The sequence below is a fragment of the Massilia polaris genome, from assembly GCF_012927275.1.
GTDB lineage: Bacteria > Pseudomonadota > Gammaproteobacteria > Burkholderiales > Burkholderiaceae_D > Telluria_A > Telluria_A polaris.
On sequence record NZ_JABBGG010000001.1, the window covers coordinates 545,855 to 569,090 of the forward strand.

28 protein-coding genes are annotated in these 23,236 nt (G+C 64.6%); 22 read left to right on the forward strand and 6 right to left on the reverse strand.

Annotated elements, in window-relative coordinates:
- From HHL21_RS02555 to HHL21_RS02645, 19 genes are read left to right on the forward strand one after another with little or no spacing between them, the layout of a single operon-like run.
- Positions 1-774, forward strand: coding sequence for a lysophospholipid acyltransferase family protein (locus HHL21_RS02555; RefSeq protein ID WP_169463915.1), 774 nt, complete (start codon positions 1-3; stop codon positions 772-774).
- Complete coding sequence (locus HHL21_RS02560) at positions 767-1,021, forward strand: phosphopantetheine-binding protein (protein ID WP_169463664.1); 255 nt, start codon at positions 767-769, stop codon at positions 1,019-1,021. Before HHL21_RS02555 ends, HHL21_RS02560 begins: the two co-directional genes overlap by 8 nt.
- A gap of 30 nt (positions 1,022-1,051) precedes the next feature.
- Entirely contained in the window at positions 1,052-1,297 is a 246-nt protein-coding gene (locus HHL21_RS02565; RefSeq protein ID WP_169463916.1) for an acyl carrier protein, read from the forward strand.
- A gap of 27 nt (positions 1,298-1,324) precedes the next feature.
- The gene (locus tag HHL21_RS02570) at positions 1,325-1,858 is read left to right on the forward strand and encodes a COG4648 family protein (protein ID WP_370659654.1); all 534 of its coding nucleotides are present in this window, start codon (positions 1,325-1,327) and stop codon (positions 1,856-1,858) included.
- A complete protein-coding gene (locus tag HHL21_RS02575) occupies positions 1,851-3,575 on the forward strand; it encodes an ApeI family dehydratase (RefSeq protein ID WP_169463665.1) in 1,725 nt (574 codons plus the stop codon). The genes HHL21_RS02570 and HHL21_RS02575 overlap by 8 nt, the downstream gene beginning before the upstream one ends.
- The gene (locus tag HHL21_RS02580; RefSeq protein WP_169463666.1) at positions 3,569-4,657 is read left to right on the forward strand and encodes a class I SAM-dependent methyltransferase; all 1,089 of its coding nucleotides are present in this window, start codon (positions 3,569-3,571) and stop codon (positions 4,655-4,657) included. Before HHL21_RS02575 ends, HHL21_RS02580 begins: the two co-directional genes overlap by 7 nt.
- Positions 4,650-5,393, forward strand: a complete 744-nt coding sequence (locus HHL21_RS02585) for a glycosyltransferase family 2 protein (RefSeq protein WP_229495884.1) — start codon at positions 4,650-4,652, stop codon at positions 5,391-5,393. The genes HHL21_RS02580 and HHL21_RS02585 overlap by 8 nt, the downstream gene beginning before the upstream one ends.
- A complete protein-coding gene (locus HHL21_RS02590; RefSeq protein WP_169463667.1) occupies positions 5,378-6,343 on the forward strand; it encodes a lysophospholipid acyltransferase family protein in 966 nt (321 codons plus the stop codon). Before HHL21_RS02585 ends, HHL21_RS02590 begins: the two co-directional genes overlap by 16 nt.
- Positions 6,330-7,886, forward strand: coding sequence for an HAL/PAL/TAL family ammonia-lyase (locus HHL21_RS02595; protein ID WP_169463668.1), 1,557 nt, complete (start codon positions 6,330-6,332; stop codon positions 7,884-7,886). Before HHL21_RS02590 ends, HHL21_RS02595 begins: the two co-directional genes overlap by 14 nt.
- Positions 7,879-8,313 carry an acyl-CoA thioesterase gene (locus HHL21_RS02600; protein WP_169463669.1) on the forward strand — a complete coding sequence of 145 codons (435 nt, stop codon included), beginning with the start codon at positions 7,879-7,881 and terminating at the stop codon, positions 8,311-8,313. The genes HHL21_RS02595 and HHL21_RS02600 overlap by 8 nt, the downstream gene beginning before the upstream one ends.
- Positions 8,310-8,909 (forward strand): LolA family protein, encoded by a 600-nt coding sequence (locus tag HHL21_RS02605; protein WP_169463670.1) that lies wholly within the window; start codon positions 8,310-8,312, stop codon positions 8,907-8,909. The genes HHL21_RS02600 and HHL21_RS02605 overlap by 4 nt, the downstream gene beginning before the upstream one ends.
- Positions 8,909-11,266 (forward strand): MMPL family transporter, encoded by a 2,358-nt coding sequence (locus HHL21_RS02610; RefSeq protein WP_169463919.1) that lies wholly within the window; start codon positions 8,909-8,911, stop codon positions 11,264-11,266. The genes HHL21_RS02605 and HHL21_RS02610 overlap by 1 nt, the downstream gene beginning before the upstream one ends.
- On the forward strand, positions 11,250-11,798 hold the full coding sequence (locus HHL21_RS02615) for a DUF3261 domain-containing protein (protein ID WP_169463671.1): 549 nt from the start codon (positions 11,250-11,252) through the stop codon (positions 11,796-11,798). The genes HHL21_RS02610 and HHL21_RS02615 overlap by 17 nt, the downstream gene beginning before the upstream one ends.
- A gap of 11 nt (positions 11,799-11,809) precedes the next feature.
- Complete coding sequence (locus HHL21_RS02620; RefSeq protein WP_169463672.1) at positions 11,810-12,991, forward strand: beta-ketoacyl-ACP synthase; 1,182 nt, start codon at positions 11,810-11,812, stop codon at positions 12,989-12,991.
- Positions 12,988-13,443 carry a hotdog family protein gene (locus HHL21_RS02625; RefSeq protein ID WP_169463673.1) on the forward strand — a complete coding sequence of 152 codons (456 nt, stop codon included), beginning with the start codon at positions 12,988-12,990 and terminating at the stop codon, positions 13,441-13,443. The genes HHL21_RS02620 and HHL21_RS02625 overlap by 4 nt, the downstream gene beginning before the upstream one ends.
- Before the next feature lie 5 nt (positions 13,444-13,448).
- On the forward strand, positions 13,449-14,174 hold the full coding sequence (gene fabG / locus HHL21_RS02630; RefSeq protein WP_206085518.1) for a 3-oxoacyl-ACP reductase FabG: 726 nt from the start codon (positions 13,449-13,451) through the stop codon (positions 14,172-14,174).
- Positions 14,171-15,397: a beta-ketoacyl-ACP synthase gene (locus tag HHL21_RS02635; RefSeq protein WP_169463675.1), complete on the forward strand. Its 1,227-nt coding sequence runs from the start codon at positions 14,171-14,173 to the stop codon at positions 15,395-15,397. The genes fabG and HHL21_RS02635 overlap by 4 nt, the downstream gene beginning before the upstream one ends.
- A gap of 21 nt (positions 15,398-15,418) precedes the next feature.
- A complete protein-coding gene (locus HHL21_RS02640; RefSeq protein ID WP_169463676.1) occupies positions 15,419-15,862 on the forward strand; it encodes an excinuclease ATPase subunit in 444 nt (147 codons plus the stop codon).
- A 2-nt stretch (positions 15,863-15,864) separates the two neighbouring features.
- A complete protein-coding gene (locus HHL21_RS02645; protein ID WP_169463677.1) occupies positions 15,865-16,539 on the forward strand; it encodes a 4'-phosphopantetheinyl transferase family protein in 675 nt (224 codons plus the stop codon).
- On the opposite strand, the gene HHL21_RS02650 is transcribed toward HHL21_RS02645, so the two are convergent.
- The 3 genes from HHL21_RS02650 to HHL21_RS02660 form a co-directional block, all read right to left on the reverse strand.
- Positions 16,493-16,927, reverse strand: a complete 435-nt coding sequence (locus HHL21_RS02650; protein WP_169463678.1) for an Sbal_3080 family lipoprotein — start codon at positions 16,925-16,927, stop codon at positions 16,493-16,495. The two genes, HHL21_RS02645 and HHL21_RS02650, sit on opposite strands and share 47 nt — an antisense overlap.
- A gap of 123 nt (positions 16,928-17,050) precedes the next feature.
- Positions 17,051-17,260 (reverse strand): DUF7661 family protein, encoded by a 210-nt coding sequence (locus tag HHL21_RS02655; protein WP_169463679.1) that lies wholly within the window; start codon positions 17,258-17,260, stop codon positions 17,051-17,053.
- A gap of 5 nt (positions 17,261-17,265) precedes the next feature.
- Positions 17,266-17,826, reverse strand: coding sequence for a LuxR C-terminal-related transcriptional regulator (locus HHL21_RS02660; protein ID WP_169463680.1), 561 nt, complete (start codon positions 17,824-17,826; stop codon positions 17,266-17,268).
- 123 nt (positions 17,827-17,949) lie between these two features.
- On the opposite strand from HHL21_RS02660, the gene HHL21_RS02665 reads away from it, so the two are divergent.
- Together HHL21_RS02665 and HHL21_RS02670 are read left to right on the forward strand one after the other, a co-directional pair.
- A complete protein-coding gene (locus tag HHL21_RS02665) occupies positions 17,950-18,648 on the forward strand; it encodes a CoA transferase subunit A (protein ID WP_169463681.1) in 699 nt (232 codons plus the stop codon).
- Between the two features lie 20 nt (positions 18,649-18,668).
- Positions 18,669-19,322, forward strand: coding sequence for a 3-oxoacid CoA-transferase subunit B (locus HHL21_RS02670; RefSeq protein ID WP_169463682.1), 654 nt, complete (start codon positions 18,669-18,671; stop codon positions 19,320-19,322).
- Positions 19,323-19,385: 63 nt separating this feature from the next.
- Here the strand turns inward: HHL21_RS02670 and HHL21_RS02675 are convergent, their stop codons facing one another.
- Both HHL21_RS02675 and HHL21_RS02680 read right to left on the reverse strand, forming a co-directional pair.
- Positions 19,386-20,648, reverse strand: coding sequence for a M56 family metallopeptidase (locus tag HHL21_RS02675; protein ID WP_169463683.1), 1,263 nt, complete (start codon positions 20,646-20,648; stop codon positions 19,386-19,388).
- Positions 20,645-21,028 (reverse strand): BlaI/MecI/CopY family transcriptional regulator, encoded by a 384-nt coding sequence (locus HHL21_RS02680; protein ID WP_169463684.1) that lies wholly within the window; start codon positions 21,026-21,028, stop codon positions 20,645-20,647. Before HHL21_RS02680 ends, HHL21_RS02675 begins: the two co-directional genes overlap by 4 nt.
- 161 nt (positions 21,029-21,189) lie before the next feature.
- Between HHL21_RS02680 and HHL21_RS02685 the strand changes: the two genes are divergently transcribed.
- Positions 21,190-21,906 (forward strand): SIMPL domain-containing protein, encoded by a 717-nt coding sequence (locus HHL21_RS02685; protein WP_169463685.1) that lies wholly within the window; start codon positions 21,190-21,192, stop codon positions 21,904-21,906.
- A 1-nt stretch (position 21,907) separates the two neighbouring features.
- Here the strand turns inward: HHL21_RS02685 and HHL21_RS02690 are convergent, their stop codons facing one another.
- Positions 21,908-23,209, reverse strand: a complete 1,302-nt coding sequence (locus tag HHL21_RS02690) for a dicarboxylate/amino acid:cation symporter (protein WP_169463686.1) — start codon at positions 23,207-23,209, stop codon at positions 21,908-21,910.
- Between the last annotated feature and the right edge of the window lie 27 nt (positions 23,210-23,236).

Genomic DNA, 23,236 nt, shown 5'->3' on the forward strand with positions numbered 1-23,236 from the left:
ATGTCGGAGCGGATTGGCCGTGGCTGGCGTGTGATGGCGACCGGTTTCAGTTTTGCCGCCTTCGGCGTGGGCGGCCTGATGCTTCGCATCGCCGTCTTTCCCGTGCTTGGACTGCTTGTGCGCGACCAGCCGCGCCGGACCGCGGCCGCGCGCGACATCATCCGCCTGACCTTCCGCGCCTTCGTCAACCTGATGCGCGGCTTGGGCGTCCTTCGCTACGACCTGGTCGGACTGGAACGGCTCGACCGTGGCGGGCAGCTGATCCTTGCCAACCATCCAACCCTGATCGATACCGTGTTCCTGATGGCTTTCGTGCGCAACGCCGACTGCATCGTCAAAGGCGCACTCTGGAACAACCCATTCACCCGCGGTCCGGTACGCGCCGCCGGCTACATCAATAACGACCAGGGCATGGAACTGGTCGATGCCTGCATTGCGTCGCTACGCGCCGGGAATAACCTGATCGTCTTCCCCGAAGGGACACGCACGCCTGCCGACGGATCGATCCTGCTCAAGCGCGGCGCAGCCAACATCGCCGTGCGCGGTGCGCCGCTGGTCACACCGGTGCTGATCGACTGCCAGCCGCCGACACTGGGCAAGGGCGGAAAATGGTGGCGCGTGCCGCCGCGTCGCGTGCAATTCCGGATCGAGGTGCGCGATGACATCGATACCAACACATTTACAGGCGGCGGCACCAGCGAAGTCATGGCTGCGCGCCGCCTCACCGAACACCTGCAGCAATTTTTTACAAGAGAGACTCAACGCCATGCTTGAACAAGAAGTAAAAGAACTGATCATCGACGTCCTCCAGCTGGAAGACGTCACGCCCGCCGATATCGATAGCGCGGCGCCCCTGTTCGTCGACGGCCTCGGGCTCGATTCGATCGACGCGCTCGAACTGGGCGTGGCGCTGCAGAAGCGCTACGGGATTTCGTTGTCGGCCGACTCGGAAGATACGCGCCGCCATTTCGCATCGGTACAGGCGCTTGCCGCCTTGATTGAAGCCCAGCGCAAGAAGTAAGGAGCAGACGTAATGGTAGTGGTAACTGAAATGAGCAAGGACGAGCTGTATGCGTGGGTAGTTGACCTGCTGGCCGAGATGTTCGAGCTGGATAAATCGTCGCTGACACCCGATTCCAACCTGTACGCCGACCTCGATATCGACAGCATCGATGCGGTCGACCTGGCGGTCAAGCTCAAGCAGCTCACTGGACGGGGCCTCGCGCCTGAAGTATTCAAGACCATCCGCACTGTTGGCGACGTGGTCGACGCGCTGGCCGGCATGGCGGTGGAGTAAACAATCATCGATCGGCGTTTGCTGGCCGTGCTTGCGGCCGTCCTGACTGTGCTCTATCCCCTTGCCATCTGGTTCGGACAGGGAAGGGTGGAGCCGCGCTGGCTGGCAGCCTTGCTGCTGCTGGCGGCGTTGCTGCGGCTGCCGTCGCTGGCGATCAGCCGGGTGGCGCGCTGGGCGGCCGCGGGAGCGCTGGCGCTCGCCATGTGCGCCGTATGGGCCAACGCCCTGCTGCCGCTCAAGCTGTATCCGGTACTGGTCAACGCCGCGCTGCTGGCCGCCTTCGGCTACAGCCTGACGACGCCGGTGTCGATGGTCGAGCGCTTTGCGCGCATGCGCGAGCCGGAGCTGCCAGCGGCCGCGGTGCGCTACACGTGGCGCGTGACCCAGGCCTGGTGTGCGTTCTTTATTGTAAACGGCGCGCTTGCCTTCGGCACAGCGATGTGGGCGTCCGACGCCGTATGGTCGCTGTACACCGGCGTCATCGCCTACCTCTTAATGGGACTGCTGTTCGCCGGCGAATACCTGGTGCGCAAGCGGTTCAAACGCCTACATCATGCTTGATCTTTTAAACGCGGTCGCAGTGCGATCGCCCGATGCCGTCATTGGCTGGCGCGGCGGCGAACCGCTGCGCGCCGCCGCCTTCCTGGCGCGGGCCAGGGCCTGGCGCGCGCTGGCCCTGCGCATCCCGGGCGCCGATGTCTCGTTGTACCTCGACGACAGTCTCGAATTTGCCGCCGCACTGCTTGGCTCTTGGCAAGCGCGCAAGACGGTGTGGCTGGCGGCAAACACGCTGGAACCTGGCTGCGAGGCGCTTGCGGCATCGGTCGACGCATTCCTGGGCGAGTTCCCGGCCCGCTTCGCGCCACAAACGCCGGCCGCCGGCGACTGCTGCGAGCTTGCCTTCACCGGGCTTGACCCGGGCTTCGATGCGCTTGTCGTACACACTTCCGGCAGCACCGGCCAGGCACAGGCCATTCCCAAAAAGCTGGGCCAGCTGGCCGGCGAAGTCGCGACCCTCGAAGTGCTGTTTGGAGCGCGCATCGGCGCAGCCGCCGTGGTCGCCACTGTCTCGCACCAGCACATCTACGGCCTGTTGTTCCGGGTGCTGTGGCCGCTGGCGGCGGGACGCGACATCCACGCGCACAGCCTAGCCTACCCTGAACAGCTGGCAGAAAAGCTGGGGCAGCGGCCATGCGTGCTGGTCGCCAGTCCGGCCCACCTGAAGCGGCTGCCATCCCATCTCGACTGGAGCGGTGCGGGCGCCAACCTGCGCGCGGTATTTTCCTCGGGCGGCCCGCTGCCGGCCGCGGTGTCGGTGGAAGCACGGCGATTGCTTGGTTTAACCCCAGTCGAAGTTTACGGCAGCTCGGAATCGGGCGGGATCGCATGGCGCGAGAACGATGGCGGAAACGCCGCGTGGCAGCCAATGCCGGGCGTTGCGGTGCGCGCCGGCGCCGACGGCTTGCTTGAAGTCCGTTCCGCCCATTTGCCTGACGATCAGTGGATGGCGATGGCCGACCGCGCCGAGGTCCGCCCTGGCGGCTGCTTCCTGCTGCTTGGGCGCAGCGACCGTATCGTGAAGATTGAAGAAGTACGCATCTCGCTCGATGCGATCGAGGCGGCGCTGCTGGCGACCGGCATGGCGCAAGAGGCGCGCGTGCTTGTCGGCGACGCGGTACCGGGCCAGCGCAGCGTCGTTGCGGCATTCGCCGTGCTGTCGCCGGCCGGCCGCGCGCTGCTTGGTGAAAGCGGCAAGGCTGCATTCGACCGCCACATGCGCGCGCTGCTTGCCGGATCGGTCGAACCGGTCGCGCTGCCGCGTCGTTGGCGCTACCTCGACCAGATGCCGGCCGACGCACAGGGCAAGACAACCCATGCGCAACTGACCGCGCTGTTGGGCGCAGGGCTGGATCCGCGCCCGCGGCGGCCCCAGGTTCGCCTGCTTGAACAAGACGCGCAGCGGGTCCTGTATGAGGTCGTGGTGCCGCCAGGCCTGTTCTATTTGGACGGCCATTTCGCCCAGGCGCCGGTGCTGCCCGGCGTGGTGCAGGTCGACTGGGCCATCCTGTACGGCCGCCTCCATTTCCCGCTGGGGCCTGCATTCCGCGCAATGCACGCGCTGAAGTTCCAGAACGTGATCGGCGCCGGCGTCCCGGTGTCGCTGGAACTGGTGCACGACGCGGGCAAGGACAGCCTGACGTTCCGTTATTTTTCCGCGGCCGGCCAACATGCTGGCGGCCGCATCGCGTTTGGACCTATCGAAGAGAGCCCATGCTAGACAAGAAATTCTCCCCCGAGCGCCAGAGCGCGTTCGCAGCCCGCTACGAAGCTCAGAAAATCGCCTTCGGCCCGGTGGTATTCCAGTGCGTTCGCTACGCATGGAAGCGCGGGATGCTGCAGGCGCTGGCCGATGCGGGGCAGGAGGGGCTCGAAGTGTCCCAGATGGCGGCGACCGGCCGCTGGACCGAATATGCACTCAAGGTGGTGCTGGAAACCTGCCTGTCGGCTGGCGTGGTGTACCTGCAGGGCGGGCGCTATGTGCTCGACAAGGCCGGCTACTGCGTGCTGACCGACTCGATCACCCAGATCAACATCGACTTCACGCACGACGTCTGCTACGAAGGGCTGTTCAAGCTTGAGCAGTCGCTCGATAGCGAAACGCCGCAGGGCCTGACGACGTTCGGCAACTGGTCGACGCTGTACCAGGGCTTGTCCGAGCTGCCGGCCCAGGTCAAGCAAAGCTGGTTCGCCTTCGACCACTTCTACTCCGATACGTCGTTCCCGTCGATCCTGCCGGACGTGTTCGCATCGGCGCCGAAGCGCGTGATGGACATCGGCGCCAACACCGGCAAGTTCAGCTGCGCTGCGCTGGCATACAACCCGTCGGTCGAGCTGCACCTGGTCGACCTCGGGCGCCAGTTGGCGGTCGCGAAAGCGACGCTGGTTTCGGCCGGCGTCGCCGACCGCGCGCACCTGCACCCGACCGACCTGCTCGACGCGGCAGCGCCGCTGGAGCCGGGCATGGACGTGATCTGGATGAGCCAGTTCCTGAGCTGCTTCTCGGAGCCGGCCATCGCCAGCATCCTCGAACGCGCCGCCGCCGCACTTGGCCCGCGCGGCCAGGTGCTGATCATGGACACGTTCTGGGATCGCCAGCGCTACGACATCGCGTCCTACTGCCTGATCAACACCTCGCCGTACTTTACGGCCATGGCAAGCGGGAACAGCAAGATCTACGAGAGCGGCGACTACATCCGCCTGGCGCAAGCGGCGGGGCTGGAACTGCTCACGGCACGCGACGATATCGGCTACTGCCACTCGCTGCTGCGTTTTGCCAAAGCGGAGACCAACGTTGTTTGAACCCTGCGTCCTGATCCCCGTCTATAACCACGAACACGCCATCGGCGCCGTGGTGCAGGCGGTGCTCGCGCACGGCCTGCCGTGCATCCTGGTCGATGACGGCAGTTCGGACGCATGCGCGCGCGTGCTCGATGCGCTCGCCGCGCAGTCGCCCGGGCGCGTGATGCTGGTGCGGCATGCAGTCAACCAGGGCAAGGGCGGCGCCGTGCTGACCGGGTTCCGCCACGCGGCCGAACGCGGTTTCAGCCATGCCTTGCAGATCGACGCCGACGGGCAGCACAACGCGGCCGACATCCCGCGCTTCATCGACGAAGCGCGAAGCAATCCACACGCCGCCATCGTCGGATTCCCGGTCTACGACCATTCGGTGCCGACGGTGCGCAAGTACGCGCGTTACCTGACGCACGTCTGGGTGTGGATCAACACGCTGTCGTTTGCGATCCGCGATTCGATGTGCGGCTTCCGAGTCTATCCGGTGGCGCCGGTCGTCGCGCTGGCCAAGCGGCGGCAGCTCGGGCTGCGCATGAACTTCGACCCGGAAGTGCTGGTGCGCCTGCACTGGACCGGACTGCGCGTGATTAACGTCGCGACGCGGGTCAGCTATCCGACTGACGGCGTGTCGCACTTCCAGGCGGTGCGCGACAACGTGCTGATCTCGCGCATGCACGCGGTGCTGTTCTTCGGCATGCTGCTGCGACTGCCGCTGCTGTTGGGACGCAAATGGCTGTCCAGGTGAACGCGCCTGCGCAGCGCCACTGGGCCGCGATCAACGAAGTGAGCTTCGTGGCCGGCATGCGCCTGCTGTTCTGGGTATGGCGCGTGTTCGGACGCTGGCCGTTCGGGCTGGTGCTGCATCCGGTGCTGCTGTGGTACGTACTCGCCAGTCCGCGTGCGCGCCGCATCTCGGCCGCTTATCTCGCGCGGGCCGGTGCGTTTGCCCCGGTTCCCCAGGGGCTGGCCGGCGTGCTGCGCCACTTCGGCGCCTTTGCTGAAACGATCCTCGACAAGATGCTGTTGTGGGGCGGCCTGTTCGACACCTCGCGCGTGCGCTTCCACGGCATCGCGCCGATGCAGAAGCTGATCGATGCGGGGCAGGGCGCGCTGCTGGTCTGCTCGCATCTCGGCAACCTGGAGCTGTGCCGGGTGATGGCGCACCAGCAGGCAGGCCTGAAGCTGACAGTGCTGGTACATACCCGCCACGCCCAGGCATTCAACAAGATGCTGGCGCGGCTCGACCCGCGCAGCGAGCTTAACCTGCTGCAGGTGACCGAAATGACGCCTGCCACCGCAATGATGCTGTCCGAACGCGTGGCGGCGGGCGAGTTCGTCGTGATCGCGGGGGACCGCATTCCGCTGTCGCCCGATCCGCGCGTCGCCCACGCCAGCTTCCTTGGCAGCGACGCGGCATTCCCGGTCGGCCCTTACGTCATGGCCAGCGTGCTGCAATGCCCGATTTACCTGCTGTTCTGCCAGCGCGCGCAGGACGGCGACTACGACGTCCATTTCGAACTGCTGCGCGAATCGGTCCGCCTGCCGCGCGCCGGACGCGATGCTGCACTGACCGAACTGGCGCGCGACTACGCGGCGCGCCTCGAGTACCACTGCCTGCGCTCGCCGCTCCAGTGGTTCAACTTTTACGAATTCTGGCAATTACCAAATCTGGACAAGAACGATGCATCCTGCTGACCTGAAGAACCGCCAACGCGCGGTCGTGTTTGACCGTAACCGCCTGACCATCGAAGACATCGTCGATATCGCCTCGGGAAGCGCGCGCGCGGAACTGTCCGATGACCCCGCGTTCCGTGCAGCGATCACGCGCGGCGCCGATTTCCTCGACCGCCTGCTGCGCGAGGATGGCACCATCTACGGCGTCACCACCGGCTACGGCGACTCCTGCACCGTGACGGTGCCGCCAGAGCTGGTCGCCGAGCTGCCGCACCACCTGTACACCTATCATGGCGTCGGGCTGGGCGCCTACCTGACCCCGGACCAGACGCGCGCGGTGCTCGCGACCCGCCTCGCTTCACTGTCGAAGGGTTACTCCGGCGTGAGCGTCGGCTTGCTCGAGCAGATCGCAAAGCTGCTTGACGCGGGCCTGCTGCCGATGATCCCGAGCGAAGGCTCGGTCGGCGCCAGCGGCGACCTGACCCCGCTTTCGTACCTGGCCGCGGTGCTGTGCGGCGAACGCGAAGTCTGGCGCGACGGCGTGCCGACCTCGGCCGCCGACGCCCTGCGCGATGCCGGCATCACACCGCTGCGCCTGCGCCCGAAGGAAGGGCTGGCGATCATGAACGGCACCGCCGTGATGACCGCGCTGGCCTGCCTCGCCTACGACCGCGCCGAATACCTGGTCCGCCTGTCGACCCGGATTACGGCCATGGCGTCGTTCGCACTGGACGGCAATGCACATCACTTCGACGAGACCCTGTTCTCGGTCAAACCGCACAAGGGCATGCAGGACGTGGCCGGCTGGGTGCGCGCCGACCTCGGCGCGGGCCAGGCCGAACGCAACGGCAAGCGCCTGCAGGACCGCTATTCGATCCGCTGCGCGCCGCACGTGATCGGCGTACTGGCCGACGCGCTGCCGTTCATGCGCCAGTCGATCGAGAACGAACTCAATAGCGCCAACGACAACCCGATCATCGACGGCGACGGCGAGCGCGTGCTGCACGGCGGCCACTTCTACGGCGGGCATATCGCGTTCGCGATGGATTCGATGAAAAATGCGGTCGCCAACCTGGCCGACCTGCTCGACCGCCAGATGGCGTTGATGGTCGACAGCCGCTACAACCACGGCTTGCCTGGCAACCTGTCCGGCGCCGAAGGACCGCGCGCGGCCATCAACCACGGCCTCAAGGCACTCCAGATCAGCGCCTCGGCATGGACCGCCGAAGCCCTGAAGCAAACCATGCCGGCATCGGTGTTCTCGCGTTCGACCGAGTGCCATAACCAGGACAAGGTCAGCATGGGCACCATCGCCGCGCGCGATTGCCTGCGCGTGCTCGAACTGACCGAGCAGGTGACCGCCGCCTTGCTGGTGACGGTGCGCCAGGGCGTGTGGCTGCGCCGCCGCGTCAATCCGGAGACGCCGCTTCCGGCCGCGCTGGCGCAGATGGAACAGGCGTTGGGCGACGACGTCGCGCCGGTAGCCGAAGACCGCCGCCTTGAGCCGGAACTGCGGGTGCTGATCGAGCGTATCCGCAGCAAGGCATGGAGCTTGTATGCGTAAGGCGAAGCCTGCGAGCCGCTGGTCGGCCGAAACCGAGCTGACGGTGCAGTTCTTCGACCTCGACCCGATGCAGATCGTCTGGCACGGTAATTACGTCAAGTACCTTGAGGTGGCGCGCTGCGCTGTGCTCGACAGCATTGGCTACAACTACGAACAGATGAAGGAATCGGGCTACGCCTGGCCGATCATCGACATGAACGTGCGCTACATCGGCTCGGCGAAGTTCGCCCAGCGCCTGCTGCTGCGCGCCGACATCGTCGAATGGGAGAACCGCCTGAAGATCGACTACCTGGTCAGCGATGCGGAAACCGGCAAGCGGCTGACGCGCGCGAGCACGACGCAGGTTGCGGTCGACATTTCCAACGGCGAGATGTGCTTCGTCTCGCCAACCGTGCTGTTTGAGAAACTGGGAGTACAACCCGTATGAAACGCCTTTTCGCCGCACTCCTGATCGCATCCCTGGGCCAGCTGGCGCAGGCCGCGCCGATTGCGCAAATCCAGTCCATGCTGGCCAAGCCGGCGGTGATGTGCGGACGCTTCGACCAAACCAAGCAGCTTGTCGGCATCAAGAAGCCGCTGGCATCGCAAGGCCGCTTCTGCGTCGTAGCGGGCAAGGGCGTCCTGTGGCGCACCCTGAGGCCGTTCCCGAACACGCTGCGCCTGACGAAAGACGAGATCGTGCACTTCCAGGGCGAGCGCGTCGCGATGCGCCTTGAAGCGAAGCAGGAGCCGACCGTCCGCATGATCAACAGCGTGCTGTTCTCGCTGCTGTCGGGTGATCTGGGCCAGCTCGAGGCGCTGTTCGAAGTCGACGGCACGGCCGATGCGTCAAGCTGGAAGGTCGCGCTGCGCGCGCGCCAACCGGCGCTGGCCAAGGCAATCGGCGCCATCTCGCTCGACGGCGGTTCGTACGTGAAGAATATCCGCATCGACGAGCAAAGCGGCGACAAGACCACCATCGTGTTCTCCGAGATTAAGACCGGCGCAGGCGCCATGACCGGCGAAGAGGCGGCCTTATTTTGATGCGTCATAAATGGCTTGCGCTCGCATGGGCGCTGGTGGTGTGCCTGCTGGTGGGGCACAACGCATACCTGTGGGTAGGCAAGCGCATCGTGCCCGACACCGACATCCTCGCGCTGCTGCCGTCGCAGGAACGCGACAAGGTGCTGCAGGCATCGTTTACAAAGATGGTCGACGCCGCGCAGCAGCGCGTCATCGTGCTGGTCGGCGCCCCCGACTGGGATGGTGCGCGCCGCGCGGCCGATGCGTACAGCGCGGTACTGGCCAAACGTCCGGACCTGCTGGGGGCCATCAAGGCCGACGCCAATGTCCAGGCGGACTGGCTGTCGTCGTTCGACCAGCACCGGCTGGTGCTGATGTCCGGCGCGCAGGAGGCCCAGCTACGCAGCGAGCAGCCGCAGGCCTGGGCCGACAATGCGCTGGCGCGCGTGTACGGCGCATTCTCCGGGCCGAAACTGGGCGCCTTCCGCGACGACCCGTTCGGCTTGGTCGCCAGCTGGATGCAGGAACGCGCGCAGGAGACGCCGGTGCGCCCGCGCGACGGCTACCTGTATGTCGCCGACAGCGAGCGCCAATATGTACTGTTGCCGATGAGCCTGAACGTGCCGGCGTTTTCGATGGCCGGGCAGGGCGCGGTGGTGCCGCTGCTGGAGCAGGCTGCCGATGCCGCGCGCACAGCGGTTCCGGGTGCGCGCGTGATCAGCGCCGGCGTCGTGCTGCATGCCGCGGCTGCCGCGAGCCAGGCCAATACCGAAGTCCATACGATCGGCGCAGGTTCGCTGGTGGGCATCGTGCTGCTTACCTGGCTGGTATTCCGCTCGCTCAAGCCGATCGGACTGGTCCTGCTGTCGATCGGTATCGGCTTCCTGGGCGCGCTGTCGGTGTCGATGGCGGTGTTCGGCACCGTGCACTTGCTGACGCTGGTGTTCGGCGCAAGCCTGATCGGCGTGGCGCAGGATTACGGCATCTACTTCCTATGCAACCGGCTCAGCGCCGACCCTTCGCTCGATTCGCGCACGCTGCTGCGCCGCCTGCTGCCTGGCCTGGCGCTGACGCTGCTGGCCGCGGTGATCGGCTACCTCGGGCTCGGCTTCACGCCGTTCCCGGGGCTACGCCAGATGGCCGTGTTCTCGGCGGTCGGGCTGGTGTTCGCATGGTTGACGGTGATCTGCTGGTTCCCGCCGCTGATCAACGGACGCACGCTGCGGCGTGGCCGGCTGGCCGGATGGTACTGCGCCGCGCTTGCGCACTGGCCGCGCGTACGGCCGACCCGCACATGGCTGGTCGCCGCCATCGCGTTCACGGCGCTTGCCCTCGCGGGCGGCCTGCGGCTCGGCACCAACGACGACATCCGTTCGCTCCAGAATCCCCCGAAACAGCTAATCGCGGACCAGATTGCGCTTGGCCGCCTGCTCGACGCGCCGACGCCGGTGCAGTACTTCCTGGTCCGCGGCACCTCGGCCGAGATGGTGCTGCAGCGCGAAGAGACGCTCAAGCGCGCACTCGATCCGCTGGTTGCGAAGGGAAGCATCAGCGGCTACCAGGCTATCTCCAACTGGGTGCCGTCGGCGGCGGTGCAAGCCAGCCGGCGCGAACTGGCCGAAGCAAAGCTGCTGGGCGAGGGCGGTGCGCTCGGCTTGCTGGCCGATGCCATCGGCGAGGACAAGGACTGGGTCGCGGCGACGCGCTCGCACCTGCTGGCAGCGGGCAAGCCGCTCACGGTCGACGCCTTCCTGCGCGCGCCGTCGAGCGAGCCGTGGCGCCATCTGTGGCTCGGCGAAATGGACGGGACCCACGCCAGCGTGGTCGCGCTGCGCGGCCTGGCGTATGCCTCGATTCCCGCGGTGCGCGATGCGGGCGGCGGGATCGAAGGTGTCCAGTGGGTCGACAAGGTCAGCGAGATTTCGTCGGTACTTGGCCGCTACCGCGAGTACATGGGCGTTGTGCTGGTTGCTGCCTATGCTCTGGTGTTCGCCCTGCTATATCCGCGTTACCGGGCGGATGCCTGGCGCGTGCTTGTGCCGACGGCGCTGGCCACCATCGCGGCGCTCGCGCTGTTCGGGCTGGCCGGACACCCGCTCCAGCTGTTCCACGTACTGGCACTGATGCTGCTGCTTGGCGTGGGCGTCGACTACGGGATTTTCATGCAGGAGCACGGCGGACGCGGTCACGCGACGCCGTGGCTTGCAGTCGGGCTGTCTGCCGCGAACACCTTGCTGGGATTCGGGTTGCTTGGCCTGAGCAATACGCCGGCCCTGCGTGCGTTCGGGCTGACCATGTTGATCGGGATAGCGCTGGTATGGCTGGCCGTCCCTTGCTTTACCAAACAGGAAAGGAAAACGCATGTCGATCACGCTTAAGCTTGTGGCAGGCTGGCTGTCGGTGCTGATGCTGGCGGGCTGCGCCTCCGATGGCGCCCCGGCGCCGGCGCGCCTCGGCCTGAAACTGGCGCCGGCTGCGCTCGGGGCTACGATCAGCGTCCAGCAGCATCTGAAAGTGGAGCGCAACGGCCGCATCGATGAATTGGATGCCGCGCTTGAAGTCGATTCGTTCCGGCTGCAGCTGGTCGGGCTGGCGTTCGGCCAGCGCGTGCTCAGCCTCGAGTACGACGGAGCCAAACTGACATCCTGGCGCCACGTGATGCTGCCGTCCCAGGTGAAGGCGGAGGACGTGCTGGAAGACCTCCAGCTGGCCCTGTGGCCGGCCACGGCGATCAGCGCCGCCTTGCCGGCCGGCTGGGCCGTGACCGAATCGGGCCTCGAACGCACGCTGACGCTCGACGGCGTCGTGGTGGCGCGGGTCGCCTACAGTGCGATGCCGCGCTGGGACGGCACGATCACGCTCGACAACCTCCGTTACAAATACCGCCTGACGATCCAGTCGGCACCTTGAAGCGTTTATCCATGAACCTGTTTTTGAATGAATGCGGCATCGTCTGCGCGCTCGGCGACAATCTCGCCGACGTCCGCCAGCGCATGTTCGCCGGCGACAGCGGCGTGAAACCGACCATGGCCTGGTCGGCTGGCCGCATGCTACCCGCCGGTGACGCGGCGGGCGTGCTGCAGGACGCCGCTGCGCTGCCGTTGCATGCACGCAGCCGCAACAACCAGCTTGCACTGGCAGCGCTGGCGCAGATCCGGCCCGCCGTGGATGCCGCCATCGCGCGCTTTGGCGCTGGCCGCGTGGGCGTCGTGATCGGCACCAGCACGTCCGGCATCGCGTCGACCGAGGCGGCGGTGCGCGCGCATGCCGAGACCGGTGCATTGCCCGCGTCATTCCACTACGGCCAGCAGGAGATGGGATCGGTGGCCAGCCTGCTGGCGGATCAACTCGGCGTGAGCGGCCCGGCCTATGTGCATTCGAGCGCCTGCTCGTCGAGCGCGAAGGCGATGGCCAGCGCCGCGCGCCTGATCCGCATGGGCCTGTGCGACGCGGTCGTGACGGGCGGTGTCGACAGCTTGTGCGGCTTTACGGTCGCCGGGTTCTCGGCCCTTGAATCGGTCAGCGCCGCTCGCTGCAACCCGCTCAGCGCCAACCGCAACGGCATCAACATCGGCGAAGGCGCGGCGCTGTTCCTGATGAGCGCCGAAGCATCCGCGGTCGCGCTGTGCGGCTGGGGCGAATCGTCGGACGGCCACCACATGTCGGCCCCGGATCCTGAAGGCGGCGGCGCCCGGCTTGCGATCGGCGCAGCGCTGGCGCGTGCCGGCATCGACGCATCGCAGGTCGATTACGTGAACCTGCACGGCACGGCGACGGTGCAGAACGACGCGATGGAGTCGCACGTGGTGCACGGCCTCTTCGGCGGCGCTGTGGCGGTGAGTTCGACCAAGCCGCTGACCGGCCACGCCCTCGGCGCGGCGGCAGCGATCGAGGCTGCGCTGTGCTGGCTGGCCATGCAGGACGATAACCCGGAAGGGCTGCTGCCCCCGCATGTGTGGGACGGCGAGCGCGACCCGCAGCTGCCAGGCTTGAACGTCGTCGCGCCGGGCGCGAAGCTCGGACGCCCGCTGCGCTACGCGGTCAGCAATTCGTTCGCCTTTGGCGGGTCGAATGCGGCGCTGGTGCTGGGGAGGCTGCAATGACAATGCCCGATATCCGCGCACTGGTTCCGCACAGCGGTCCGATGGTGCTGCTCGACCGGGTGCTATCCGCCGACGCCGAAACGCTGTGCGCCGAGGTCGCGATCAGGTCAGGTTCGGTGTTTTGCGACGGCAGCGGCGTAGGCGGCTGGGTCGGCATGGAATACATGGCGCAGGCGGTGGCGGCGCATGCCGGCTACCTCGCGCTGCAGCGCGGCGAAGCGGTCAAGGTCGGCTTCCTGCTCGGCACCCGCCGCTACGAATGCAGCCGGCCCGCCTTTGCGGTCGGCAGCGTGCTGCAGGTGCACGTGCGGCGCGCGCTGCAGGGCGATAACGGACTTGGCGCTTTCGAATGCCGGATCGAGGATGCGGCGGGCGGCGTTGCGGCCAGCGCCACCGTGACCGTGTTCCAGCCGGAGAATGTGGACGAATTTTTGCAACGGAGTGAAGAATGAGCGGTATGGGTAAAAGTGTACTGGTGACGGGATCGTCGCGCGGTATCGGCAAGGCGATCGCGCTGCGCCTGGCCAAGGACGGCTACGACGTGGTCCTGCATTGCCGCAGCAAGCGCGGTGAAGCCGATGCGGTCGCGGCGGAAGTCGAGGCAATGGGGCGCAAGGCGCGCGTGCTGCAGTTCGATATCTCGGAACGCGAAGCGACGGCAGCCGCGCTGACCGCCGATATCGAACAGCACGGCTGCTACTACGCGGTGGTCTGCAACGCGGGCGTCGCGCGCGACACCGCTTTCCCCGCCATGACGGGCGAGGACTGGGACATCGTCATGTCCACCAACATGGACGGCTTCTACAACGTGCTCAATCCGCTGGTCATGCCGATGGTACAGCGCCGCCAGCCGGGACGCATCGTGACGCTGGCGTCGGTGTCGGGGCTGATCGGCAATCGCGGGCAGGTGAACTACAGCGCAGCCAAGGCCGGCATCATCGGCGCCACCAAGGCGCTGGCGCTGGAACTGGCCAAGCGCAACATCACCGTCAACTGCGTCGCCCCGGGACTGATCGAAACCGACATGACCAGCGACGTGCCGATGGAAGAAGCGTTGAAGATGATCCCGGCGCGCCGCATCGGCAAGCCGGAAGAGGTCGCGGCGGCGGTCAGCTTCCTGGTCGGCGACGATGCCTCCTACATCACCCGCCAGGTCATTTCGGTCAACGGAGGCCTGGCATGACCCGGCGCGTCGTCGTCACCGGCATGGCCGGCATCAGCCCGCTCGGCAACGACTGGCAAACCATTCGCGCGCGCCTCGGCACCTACCGCAATGCGATCGTCACGATGCATGAATGGGCCGATTATGATGGCCTGAACACCAAGCTTGGCGCGCCCGCCGCGCCGTTCGAGCTGGGCGAGCGCTACAACCGCAAGGCCACGCGCAGCATGGGGCGGGTCGCGCTGATGGCTACCCGTTCGGCCGAACTGGCGCTGACCCACGCGGGCCTGCTGGGAGATCCGCTCGTCACCAGCGGAAAAATGGGGATCGCTTACGGCTCGTCGTGCGGAACCCCGAGCGCGATGGCGGGTTTCGGCCGCATGATCGAAGAACGCACCACGCGCGGGATCAATGCCACCACCTACATCAAAATGATGGCGCACACGGCGCCGGTGAACATCGGCGTCTTTTTCGGACTGACCGGAAGGGTCATCACGACCTCGTCGGCGTGCACCTCCGGCAGCCAGGGCATCGGCTACGCGTATGAGGCCATCAAGGCCGGGCACCAGGTGGCGATGATCGCCGGCGGCGCCGATGAACTGTGCGCGACCGAAGCGGCGGTGTTCGACACCTTGTTCGCCACCAGCTGCCGCAACGATGCGCCCAGCACCACGCCGCGCCCGTTCGAGGCGAACCGCGATGGCCTGGTCATCGGCGAGGGCGCCGGTTGCCTGATCCTCGAGGACATGGAGCATGCGCTGGCGCGCGGCGCGGCCATCCATGCGGAGATCGTCGGTTTCGGCACCAACAGCGACGGCAGCCATGTGACCCAGCCGAATTCGGCCACCATGAAGGGCGCGATGGAACTGGCGCTGGCCGATGCCAGGCTCGATCCGGCGCAGATCGGCTACATCAATGCGCATGGCACCAGCACGGCGCAGGGGGACATCGCCGAGTCCCACGCCACCGCCGAGGTATTCGGATCATCGACGCCTATCAGTTCGCTCAAGAGCTACATGGGCCATACGCTGGGCGCCTGCGGCGCGCTTGAAGCCTGGGCCAGTATCGAGATGATGCGCGAAGGCTGGTTCGCCCCGACCATCAACCTCGATACCGTCGACCCGCAGTGCGCGGCGCTCGATTACATCGTGAACAGTGGCCGCAGCATTTCGTGCGACTACGTCATGTCGAACAATTTCGCGTTCGGCGGCATTAACACCTCGCTGATTTTTAAGAAGTACTAACCTGAAAGTAGAAAGAGAAAAATGAAAAAAATCATCTCGACCTTGGTAGTCCTGGGCGCCGTTTCAGCAATCGCTGCGCCAGCACAGGCCCGCAATACGAAGGTCATGCTGCCGCTGGCGGCCGCGATGGCTGAAAACGATGCACAGTCGCGCCTGGGCGACGACGTGAAGTTCTACTTCGCCGGCCAGACCACCCCGAGCGTCCTGCAAAAGCTCGGCAGCGACAAGACCAGCCAGAAGACCAACGCATTCGGAAAGTCGGACGCGAAGGCCTGCAACTGGGCGTTCCTGTCGGCGATGCTGCGCTTGCAGAAGCGCGCCAAGGAACTGGGAGCCAACGCGGTGGTTAACATCGTCAGCAACTACGACAATGTTGAATTCGCAAGCGCGACTGAGTTCGAATGCCACTCCGGCGCGATAATGGCAGGCGTCGCACTCAAGGGCGATTTCGTGAAAGTGAAGTAAACGTGTCCCAGGCGCCTTTCGCCAGGGTCTGGCTGCTCGATGCGAGTATCGCGGCCGCTTCGGCCTCGGTATTCCGCAGCTGGCTGAGCCAGTCCGAGGAAAGGCGCTTCCTCGCTTTCGGCCGCGCGCAGCGCCGTAACCAGTTCCTGATGGGACGCGGGCTGCTTCGGCTGGCACTTGGCGAACTGCTCGGAAGGCCTGCGCGCAGCGTTGTGCTGGAAGACGTGCACGGGCGGGCGCCACGCCTTGTGGAGCCGCTTTCCGAATCAATTGGATTTAGTATTTCGCACAGCGGCGATTGGGTCGCGTGCGCAGTCGGCGCCGCAACGCAGCTCGGCCTCGACATCGAATTGCGCGATACATCACGCGACTTCCAGGCGCTTGCCGGGCACGCGTTCGACCCGGCCGTCCAGGCGGCGCTGGCAGCGCTTCCGCAATCCGCACGGGCCGATGCTTTCTACCGGATGTGGAGCGAACAGGAAGCGCGCTTCAAGCTCAATGCGCCGTGCGCCAATGCGTACCAGTTCGACCACCCGCTACTGTCGATTGCCGCATGCAGCAGCGAGGCGTTGAACGCCGCGCCACGCATGATGGTGGCGCAGCTGGTGAGCCAGTACGGCGAATGCCGGCTTACGAGCCTGAGAGGCGAGGGAACAGCTGGTCTACCAGTTCAGTGATTTTCTTGTCGGCGTTGATGAACTTGCCCGTGTTAAGTCCGGCTCGGGTCGCGTCGTAGACCGCCTTGCCCGCCGGTGCACCCTTGTTATACACCGTGATGTCGGCATAGGTCATGTACATCGCCAGGTCCCAACGCCAGTTCGCCGTGTAGGTCGAGGTTACCGGGCATTCGACCAGCGACGCGCCGCGCGCCAGCTGTTTGACCGTGTACCCCTTGTTGCCCAGTGCGCGTGTATAGACTTGGAGGAAAGTACCCTTTACTGCCGGGTTCTCGACGACGCATACCTGTTTGTTGTCGGCCATGGCTACTGGCTGGACCGTTTGCTGGATCGCGCAGCCGGACATGACAACGGCGAGGGTGCTTACGACGGCTAGTTTAGTAATCATTGATGGTTTCCGAGTTAAGTGGACCTTCAGTATAGATTACATTTCCCAGGGGAAATCTATCCAATTATTCGTTCGCGTCCAGCCGGACCAGCGGGCAAAGCGCGCCGTCTCACGTCCGCCACGTCAGGGCATGAGCTGTACGCTCTGGCCGGGTCCGGCCAGCTCATGGAAAATATCATCCAGGTAGGTCGCGAGTTCGTCCGCGTCCAGCGTGGGCGGAATGACCAGGTCATTTACCTTCGCGCGCTTGCCAGGTTCGAGGTGGTACACCTCCCAGGCATCGTTCTCGCGCCGTACATCCAGTTGAAAGCGGCCGTAGATACTGAATTTCATGCTTGCTAGCGCGAGACGCCGACCAGCTTGTGCACCAGTTCCGACGAGGTCGCGGCGCTGAATTTGCGCATCAGCTTGGCGCGGTGCATCTCCACCGTGCGCGGGCTGAGGCCGGTATCGCGGGCGATGACCTTGCTCGTCTTGCCTTCGACCAGCAGCGCGGCGATTTCGCGCTCGCGCGGGGTCAGCTCGGCCGTCACCGGTCGCTTCTCGCTGACATCCTCGAACGTCCACACGCCTGGCCCCAGCGGATCCTTCGGGTCCAGCGCGCGGCCGCTGACGTGGCACCAGAACAGTTCACCATTGTTCCTCCTCATGATACGTTCGTCCGAATATCGGCCTTTTGTATTCATAATAGGAATAATCCGGTCGCCGGTGCGCAGGAACTCGTCCATCGTGGGATAAAGTACCTGGAACGACTTGCCGTCCAGATCGGAGCCGGCGTAGCCGAACATCGACGTCAGCGCCTCATTGCACGACTGGATCACGCGGTTGACCGAGATGCACATGCCTACCGGCGCGTGCTTGAATATCGTTTCGTAATCAATAGCGTAGGATACGGTCATCTGATGAAAATTAAGGTGCGGCAGGGTTGTTGGTTGCGAGTATTTCTACGGTATTGTACTTTTAGCTGCCATATTTTATGCTGAGAATCTACTCAGCAGTTAACCATAATAAGGGACACAGGAATGAATAAAGTTTATCCTGATGCGGCGTCCGCGCTGGCGGGCATCGTCAAAGACGGCCAGACCATCGCGGTCGGCGGCTTCGGTTTGTGCGGGATTCCGGAAGCGCTGATCCTCGCGCTGCGCGATTCCGGCGTCACCGGCCTGACCGCCATCTCGAACAATGCCGGCGTCGACGACTTCGGTCTCGGGCAGCTGCTGACCACGCGCCAGATCAAGAAGATGATCTCGTCGTACGTGGGCGAAAACAAGGAATTCGCGCGCCAGTACCTGGCCGGCGAACTGGAACTCGAATTCACCCCGCAAGGCACGCTGGCTGAAAAGCTGCGCGCAGGCGGCGCCGGCATCCCGGCGTTCTTCACCAAGACCGGCGTCGGCACCATCGTTGCCGACGGCAAGGAAGTGCGCGAATTCGACGGCGAACAGTACGTCATGGAGCGCAGCCTGGTCGCCGATGTCTCGCTGGTCAAGGCCTATATGGCAGACCGCGCCGGCAACCTGGTGTTCCGCAAAACCGCGCGCAACTTCAATCCGAACGTGGCGCAGGCGGGCAAGATCACCGTCGTCGAAGTCGAGAAGCTGGTCGAAGTGGGCGAAATCGATCCGGACCAGGTGCACCTGCCGAGCATCTTCGTGCACCGCATTGTCGTCAACCCAACGCCGGAAAAGCGCATCGAACAGCGCACCGTGCGTGCCAACTAAGACAGAATCCGGAGAAGAACATGGCTTGGACTCGTGATCAAATGGCCGCGCGCGCGGCGAAAGAACTGAAAGACGGCTTCTACGTGAACCTCGGCATCGGCCTGCCGACCCTGGTGGCGAACTATGTGCCGCAAGATATCGAAGTGTTCCTGCAGTCGGAAAACGGCCTGCTCGGCATCGGCCCGTTCCCGACCGAAGCGGAGGTGGACGCCGACCTGATCAACGCCGGCAAGCAGACCGTGACGGCGCTGGCCGGCTCGGCCTACTTCAGCTCGGCCGATTCCTTCGGCATGATCCGCGGCGGCAAGATCAACCTGGCGATCCTGGGCGCGATGCAAGTGTCGGAAAAGGGCGACCTGGCCAACTGGATGATTCCAGGCAAAATGGTCAAGGGCATGGGCGGCGCGATGGACCTGGTCGCCGGCGTCAAGCGCGTCGTCGTGGTGATGGAGCACGTCGCCACCGCCAAGGACGGCTCGACCTCGCCGAAGATCCTGCACAAGTGCGACCTGCCGCTGACCGGCGTCGGTGTGGTCGACCTGATCATCACCGACCTCGGCGTCATCGAAGTGAGCGAAGGCGGCGGACTGAAGCTGATTGAGCTCGCGCCCGGCGTGACCAAGGAACAGGTTGTCGAGGCAACGCAGGCGACGCTGGATACCAGCGCGGTTTAAAGGCTGCCGCTGAAATGAGAAACGGGGTGCAAGATTGCACCCCGTTTCTTTTTCGTGAAACGCTTACTTCAGCGTCCACATATACTGCATCATCATCCAGTCTTCCACCGGCTGGCCAGCGACAGTTGCCGGCTTGAAGCTGCATTTGGCAATGCCGCTGCGCGCCGCCTCATCAAGGGGGGCGAAACCGCTGCTCTTTTTAATGGCCGAATCCTTGACCTTGCCATCCACGCCAACAAGGAAAGACAGCGTCACCGTTCCCTGGTTTTCGTTCTTCAGCGATTCCGCCGGCCAGACTGGCTTGGCGCAGGATTTGAAGTCAGCAACAGCGCGGGTCTTTTCCGCTTTAGCTGCGTCCGGCGCTGCATTGGCATACAAGCTCAGGCATGCGGCGGCGAGTCCCAGCACGGGAATGGCAGCCTTCCAGTTCAGGGCTTGGGTGTCAGGGCGGATCAGGCGTTTGATGCGGGTCATGAGGTCTCCGCCGTTGGCTGCTTGGGCAAGGTGATGTGATGAGAACTGGAAGCGCTCCAGTTCGGAAAGGGCAAGCGCCAGCCTGCGCGGCTCGCCCAACTGCGATGCAGCGATATCGTCTGCAATCTGTTCGCGTTCTTCACGGACGCGGCCGGAAATCCACCACACGGCCGGGTGATAGAACAGCAGGGTCTCGACCACGTTCTGGCCGAGGTTCACCAAATAATCGAAGCGGCGGACGTGCGCCATCTCGTGCGCCAGCAGCGCTTCGAGCAGGTGCGCGGGCATCCCGCTGATCAACGAGGCGGGGACCAGCACGAGCGGGCGCCACCATCCGGCGGTGATCGGGCTGGCCAGGTTTTCAACCACGCGCAGGCGGACCTTTCGGGTGATCCCGAACTGCGCCGCCATGCGGTCGACACGGCCCTGCCAGTGGACGTTGCCGCTGTACTGGTGAGCCGCACGCTTCACCCACAGCAGACCGAGCCCGATACGGACCGCGAGCACGCCAGCGCACACCGCCCAGAGCGCGACGATCCAGGCCAGGTTGCCTTGCAGGTAGCTTGTGATGTCCTCGGCGCGCTTGCCCGGAGCCGTAGCCCAACCGCCGGCCGGTTCTGCGAGTGCAACGGCGGCACTGGCATCCTGCATCCGCAAGTAAAACTCGATCGCAGGCCAGGCAAGGCAGAGGAACAGGGCGGTGCAGGCAACGGTATAGCGATGTTCCGGGCGCGTGTTGCGCATCAGGGTCAGCAGCACGGCGGTGGCGCAGCCAAGCAGCAGGCCTTGCCAGAGGAAATGCACCAGTGTCCAGCCGAAGCTGCTGACGACCATCGAGGCGTACGGGCTCATTTATCCTCCTCCTTCAGCAGCTTTTCGATCTCTTCACGCTCTTTTTTGGAGATGCCGCTGCGCAGCGCCGCCAGCACCAGCGCCTTGGCCGATCCGGAAAATGCTTTCTGGATCAGGTCCTTGAGCAGGTTGGTCTGCAGCGAATCCTGCGCCTGCGCCGGTGCGTACACATGCGAGCGTTCCGATTCGTCGCGGATGAGGATGCCCTTGGTGTGCATGATCTGCATCAGCCGCAACACCGTCGCGTAGGTCACGTCAGGGCGCTGCTTCTGGATTTCCTGGTGCACTTGCTTGGCGGTTGCCGATCCGAGCGGCCACAGGACCTGGAGCAGGTCAAGTTCGGCAGCGGTGGGCTTGGGGGTGGCAGGGGTCTTGGCCATGGCAGTCCTTCTGATCTCGATAATTCGTAGATTAATCTGTCTAGACACGCTTGTCTACAAAAACTCATTAGCCAGTGAAACGCGTTGAAATATCGTAGACAATGTTGTCTACGTGAATTATGCTGCGGCTTTTCAATATCACTTAACTGCCTGGAGACTCCATGTTCAAGATCGTCGCCCTCATCGCCGCGCTGAGTACCATTCCGTTTTCCGCCGCGGCGTCAGACTTGCCAGCCTACCCGTTCGTGCACGCCAGCGGTACCGGGGCAACTTCGGTGATGCCGGACGTAGGCGAGATCGACTTTGAGATCATTGCGCACGATCGCGACCCGGCGGCCGCGCGGGCGGTGGTGGAGAGCCGCATCGCGCAGATCCGCGCGCTGGCCGAGGGACTGGGCGTGCCGGCCGAGGATGTCGAGATCCGGGATATACGCAAGGATGTGAAAAAAGGCACTGACGCGGATGGCGCAACGCCAGGCTACGACCTGCGTTCAGGCGTCCACATCAAGGTCGCCGACCTGTCGAAGTGGGCCGGACTGGTCGGGCCGCTGATCGACATGCCGAACCTCGACGGCTTTGCCACCTCGTTCGACACGACCGAGCGCGAGAAGGTCGAGACCGAACTGGTGGCGCTGGCGATGAACACAGCGCGCCGCAAGGCGGCGGCGATGGCGAAGGGGGCGGGGATGAAGCTGGGAGCGGTCACCGCTGTGACGCTCGGCGACCTGAAGAACCTGAGCCGGGCGATGGGCCTGGCGCCGAACGATACGCGTTACGCGGGATCGGGAACGCGGAGCGCATATAACCGGAAGGACCTGCTGTCGATCGACATCATCAAGCTGGCCCAACCGGTTGACATGATTTTCAGGCTGAAGTGATTCAGGCGGCCTTGCGGACGACCGCCACTTCATCGTCATGGCGATGGTGCGACGGGGAGGCGAGTTCGTCCGCGAGGCGGTTCTCGTCCAGTTCGTTTTCCCACTTCGAGACAACCACAGTCGCAACACCGTTCCCGATGAAGTTGGTCAGCGCGCGGCACTCGCTCATGAAGCGGTCGATGCCGAGGATCAGCGCCATGCCTGCCACCGGAATGGTCGGCACCACCGCCAGGGTTGCCGCGAGCGTGATGAAGCCAGCGCCGGTAATGCCTGACGCACCTTTCGAGGTCAGCATCGCGACGCCGAGAATGGTGATCTGCTGCGTGAAGGTCAGGTCGGTATTGGTTGCCTGCGCCACGAACAGGGCGGCCATCGTCATGTAGATGTTGGTGCCGTCCAGGTTGAACGAGTAGCCGGTCGGCACGACCAGGCCGACGACCGGCTTCGAGCAGCCGAGTTTCTCAAGCTTGCGCATCAGGGCCGGCAGCGCGCTTTCCGACGAGCTGGTGCCGAGCACGATCAGCAGTTCTTCCTTGATGTAGGCGATGAACTTGAAGATCGAGAAGCCGGTCACGCGGGCGATGAAGCCGAGCACGATGAACACGAACAGCGCGCAGGTCAGGTAGAACGAGCCCATCAGCTTTGCCAGCGGTACCAGCGATGCCAGGCCGTATTTGCCGATGGTGAAAGCCATCGCGCCGAATGCACCGATTGGCGCCAGCTTCATCACCATGTTGACGATGCCGAAGATCACGTGCGACAGCTCGTCGATGGCGCGGGTGATCGGACGGCCGCGCTCGCCGAGCATCGACAGCGAGAAGCCGAACAGGATCGCGAACAGCAGCACTTGCAGGATGTCGCCCTTGGCGAACGCATCGACGACCGTGTTCGGGATGATGTTCAGCACGAAGTCGACGGTGCTCTGCGACTTGGCCTTGTCGGTGTACTGGGCGATCGCCGATGCGTCGAGTGTGGCCGGGTCGGCGTTGAAGCCGGCGCCTGGGCGGACCAGGTTGGCAACGATAAGGCCGATGGCAAGCGCGAAGGTGGACACGACTTCAAAGTAGAGCAGAGCCTTGCCGCCGACGCGGCCAATTTTCTTCATGTCCTGCATACCGGCGATACCGGCCACCACCGTACAGAAAATTACCGGTGCGATGATCATCTTGATCAGCTTGATGAAGCCGTCTCCAAGCGGCTTCATGTCGACACCGAGGCTCGGGTAGAACACTCCGAGCACGATGCCGCAGGCAATGGCGAACAGTACCTGGATATACAGTACTTTGTAGAAAGGCTTTTTCATGGCGTTGTCTCGTGTAAGGAGTTTTAG

Coding starts and splice junctions, on each gene's coding strand:
- HHL21_RS02555 (WP_169463915.1), top strand. CDS start 1: ATGTCGGAGCGGATTGGCCGTGGCTGGCGTGTGATGGCGACCGGTTTC.
- HHL21_RS02560 (WP_169463664.1), top strand. CDS start 767: ATGCTTGAACAAGAAGTAAAAGAACTGATCATCGACGTCCTCCAGCTG.
- HHL21_RS02565 (WP_169463916.1), top strand. CDS start 1,052: ATGAGCAAGGACGAGCTGTATGCGTGGGTAGTTGACCTGCTGGCCGAG.
- HHL21_RS02575 (WP_169463665.1), top strand. CDS start 1,851: ATGCTTGATCTTTTAAACGCGGTCGCAGTGCGATCGCCCGATGCCGTC.
- HHL21_RS02580 (WP_169463666.1), top strand. CDS start 3,569: ATGCTAGACAAGAAATTCTCCCCCGAGCGCCAGAGCGCGTTCGCAGCC.
- HHL21_RS02590 (WP_169463667.1), top strand. CDS start 5,378: ATGGCTGTCCAGGTGAACGCGCCTGCGCAGCGCCACTGGGCCGCGATC.
- HHL21_RS02595 (WP_169463668.1), top strand. CDS start 6,330: ATGCATCCTGCTGACCTGAAGAACCGCCAACGCGCGGTCGTGTTTGAC.
- HHL21_RS02600 (WP_169463669.1), top strand. CDS start 7,879: ATGCGTAAGGCGAAGCCTGCGAGCCGCTGGTCGGCCGAAACCGAGCTG.
- HHL21_RS02605 (WP_169463670.1), top strand. CDS start 8,310: ATGAAACGCCTTTTCGCCGCACTCCTGATCGCATCCCTGGGCCAGCTG.
- HHL21_RS02610 (WP_169463919.1), top strand. CDS start 8,909: ATGCGTCATAAATGGCTTGCGCTCGCATGGGCGCTGGTGGTGTGCCTG.
- HHL21_RS02615 (WP_169463671.1), top strand. CDS start 11,250: ATGTCGATCACGCTTAAGCTTGTGGCAGGCTGGCTGTCGGTGCTGATG.
- HHL21_RS02620 (WP_169463672.1), top strand. CDS start 11,810: ATGAACCTGTTTTTGAATGAATGCGGCATCGTCTGCGCGCTCGGCGAC.
- HHL21_RS02625 (WP_169463673.1), top strand. CDS start 12,988: ATGACAATGCCCGATATCCGCGCACTGGTTCCGCACAGCGGTCCGATG.
- fabG (WP_206085518.1), top strand. CDS start 13,449: ATGGGTAAAAGTGTACTGGTGACGGGATCGTCGCGCGGTATCGGCAAG.
- HHL21_RS02635 (WP_169463675.1), top strand. CDS start 14,171: ATGACCCGGCGCGTCGTCGTCACCGGCATGGCCGGCATCAGCCCGCTC.
- HHL21_RS02640 (WP_169463676.1), top strand. CDS start 15,419: ATGAAAAAAATCATCTCGACCTTGGTAGTCCTGGGCGCCGTTTCAGCA.
- HHL21_RS02650 (WP_169463678.1), bottom strand. CDS start 16,927: ATGATTACTAAACTAGCCGTCGTAAGCACCCTCGCCGTTGTCATGTCC.
- HHL21_RS02655 (WP_169463679.1), bottom strand. CDS start 17,260: ATGAAATTCAGTATCTACGGCCGCTTTCAACTGGATGTACGGCGCGAG.
- HHL21_RS02660 (WP_169463680.1), bottom strand. CDS start 17,826: ATGACCGTATCCTACGCTATTGATTACGAAACGATATTCAAGCACGCG.
- HHL21_RS02665 (WP_169463681.1), top strand. CDS start 17,950: ATGAATAAAGTTTATCCTGATGCGGCGTCCGCGCTGGCGGGCATCGTC.
- HHL21_RS02670 (WP_169463682.1), top strand. CDS start 18,669: ATGGCTTGGACTCGTGATCAAATGGCCGCGCGCGCGGCGAAAGAACTG.
- HHL21_RS02675 (WP_169463683.1), bottom strand. CDS start 20,648: ATGAGCCCGTACGCCTCGATGGTCGTCAGCAGCTTCGGCTGGACACTG.
- HHL21_RS02680 (WP_169463684.1), bottom strand. CDS start 21,028: ATGGCCAAGACCCCTGCCACCCCCAAGCCCACCGCTGCCGAACTTGAC.
- HHL21_RS02685 (WP_169463685.1), top strand. CDS start 21,190: ATGTTCAAGATCGTCGCCCTCATCGCCGCGCTGAGTACCATTCCGTTT.
- HHL21_RS02690 (WP_169463686.1), bottom strand. CDS start 23,209: ATGAAAAAGCCTTTCTACAAAGTACTGTATATCCAGGTACTGTTCGCC.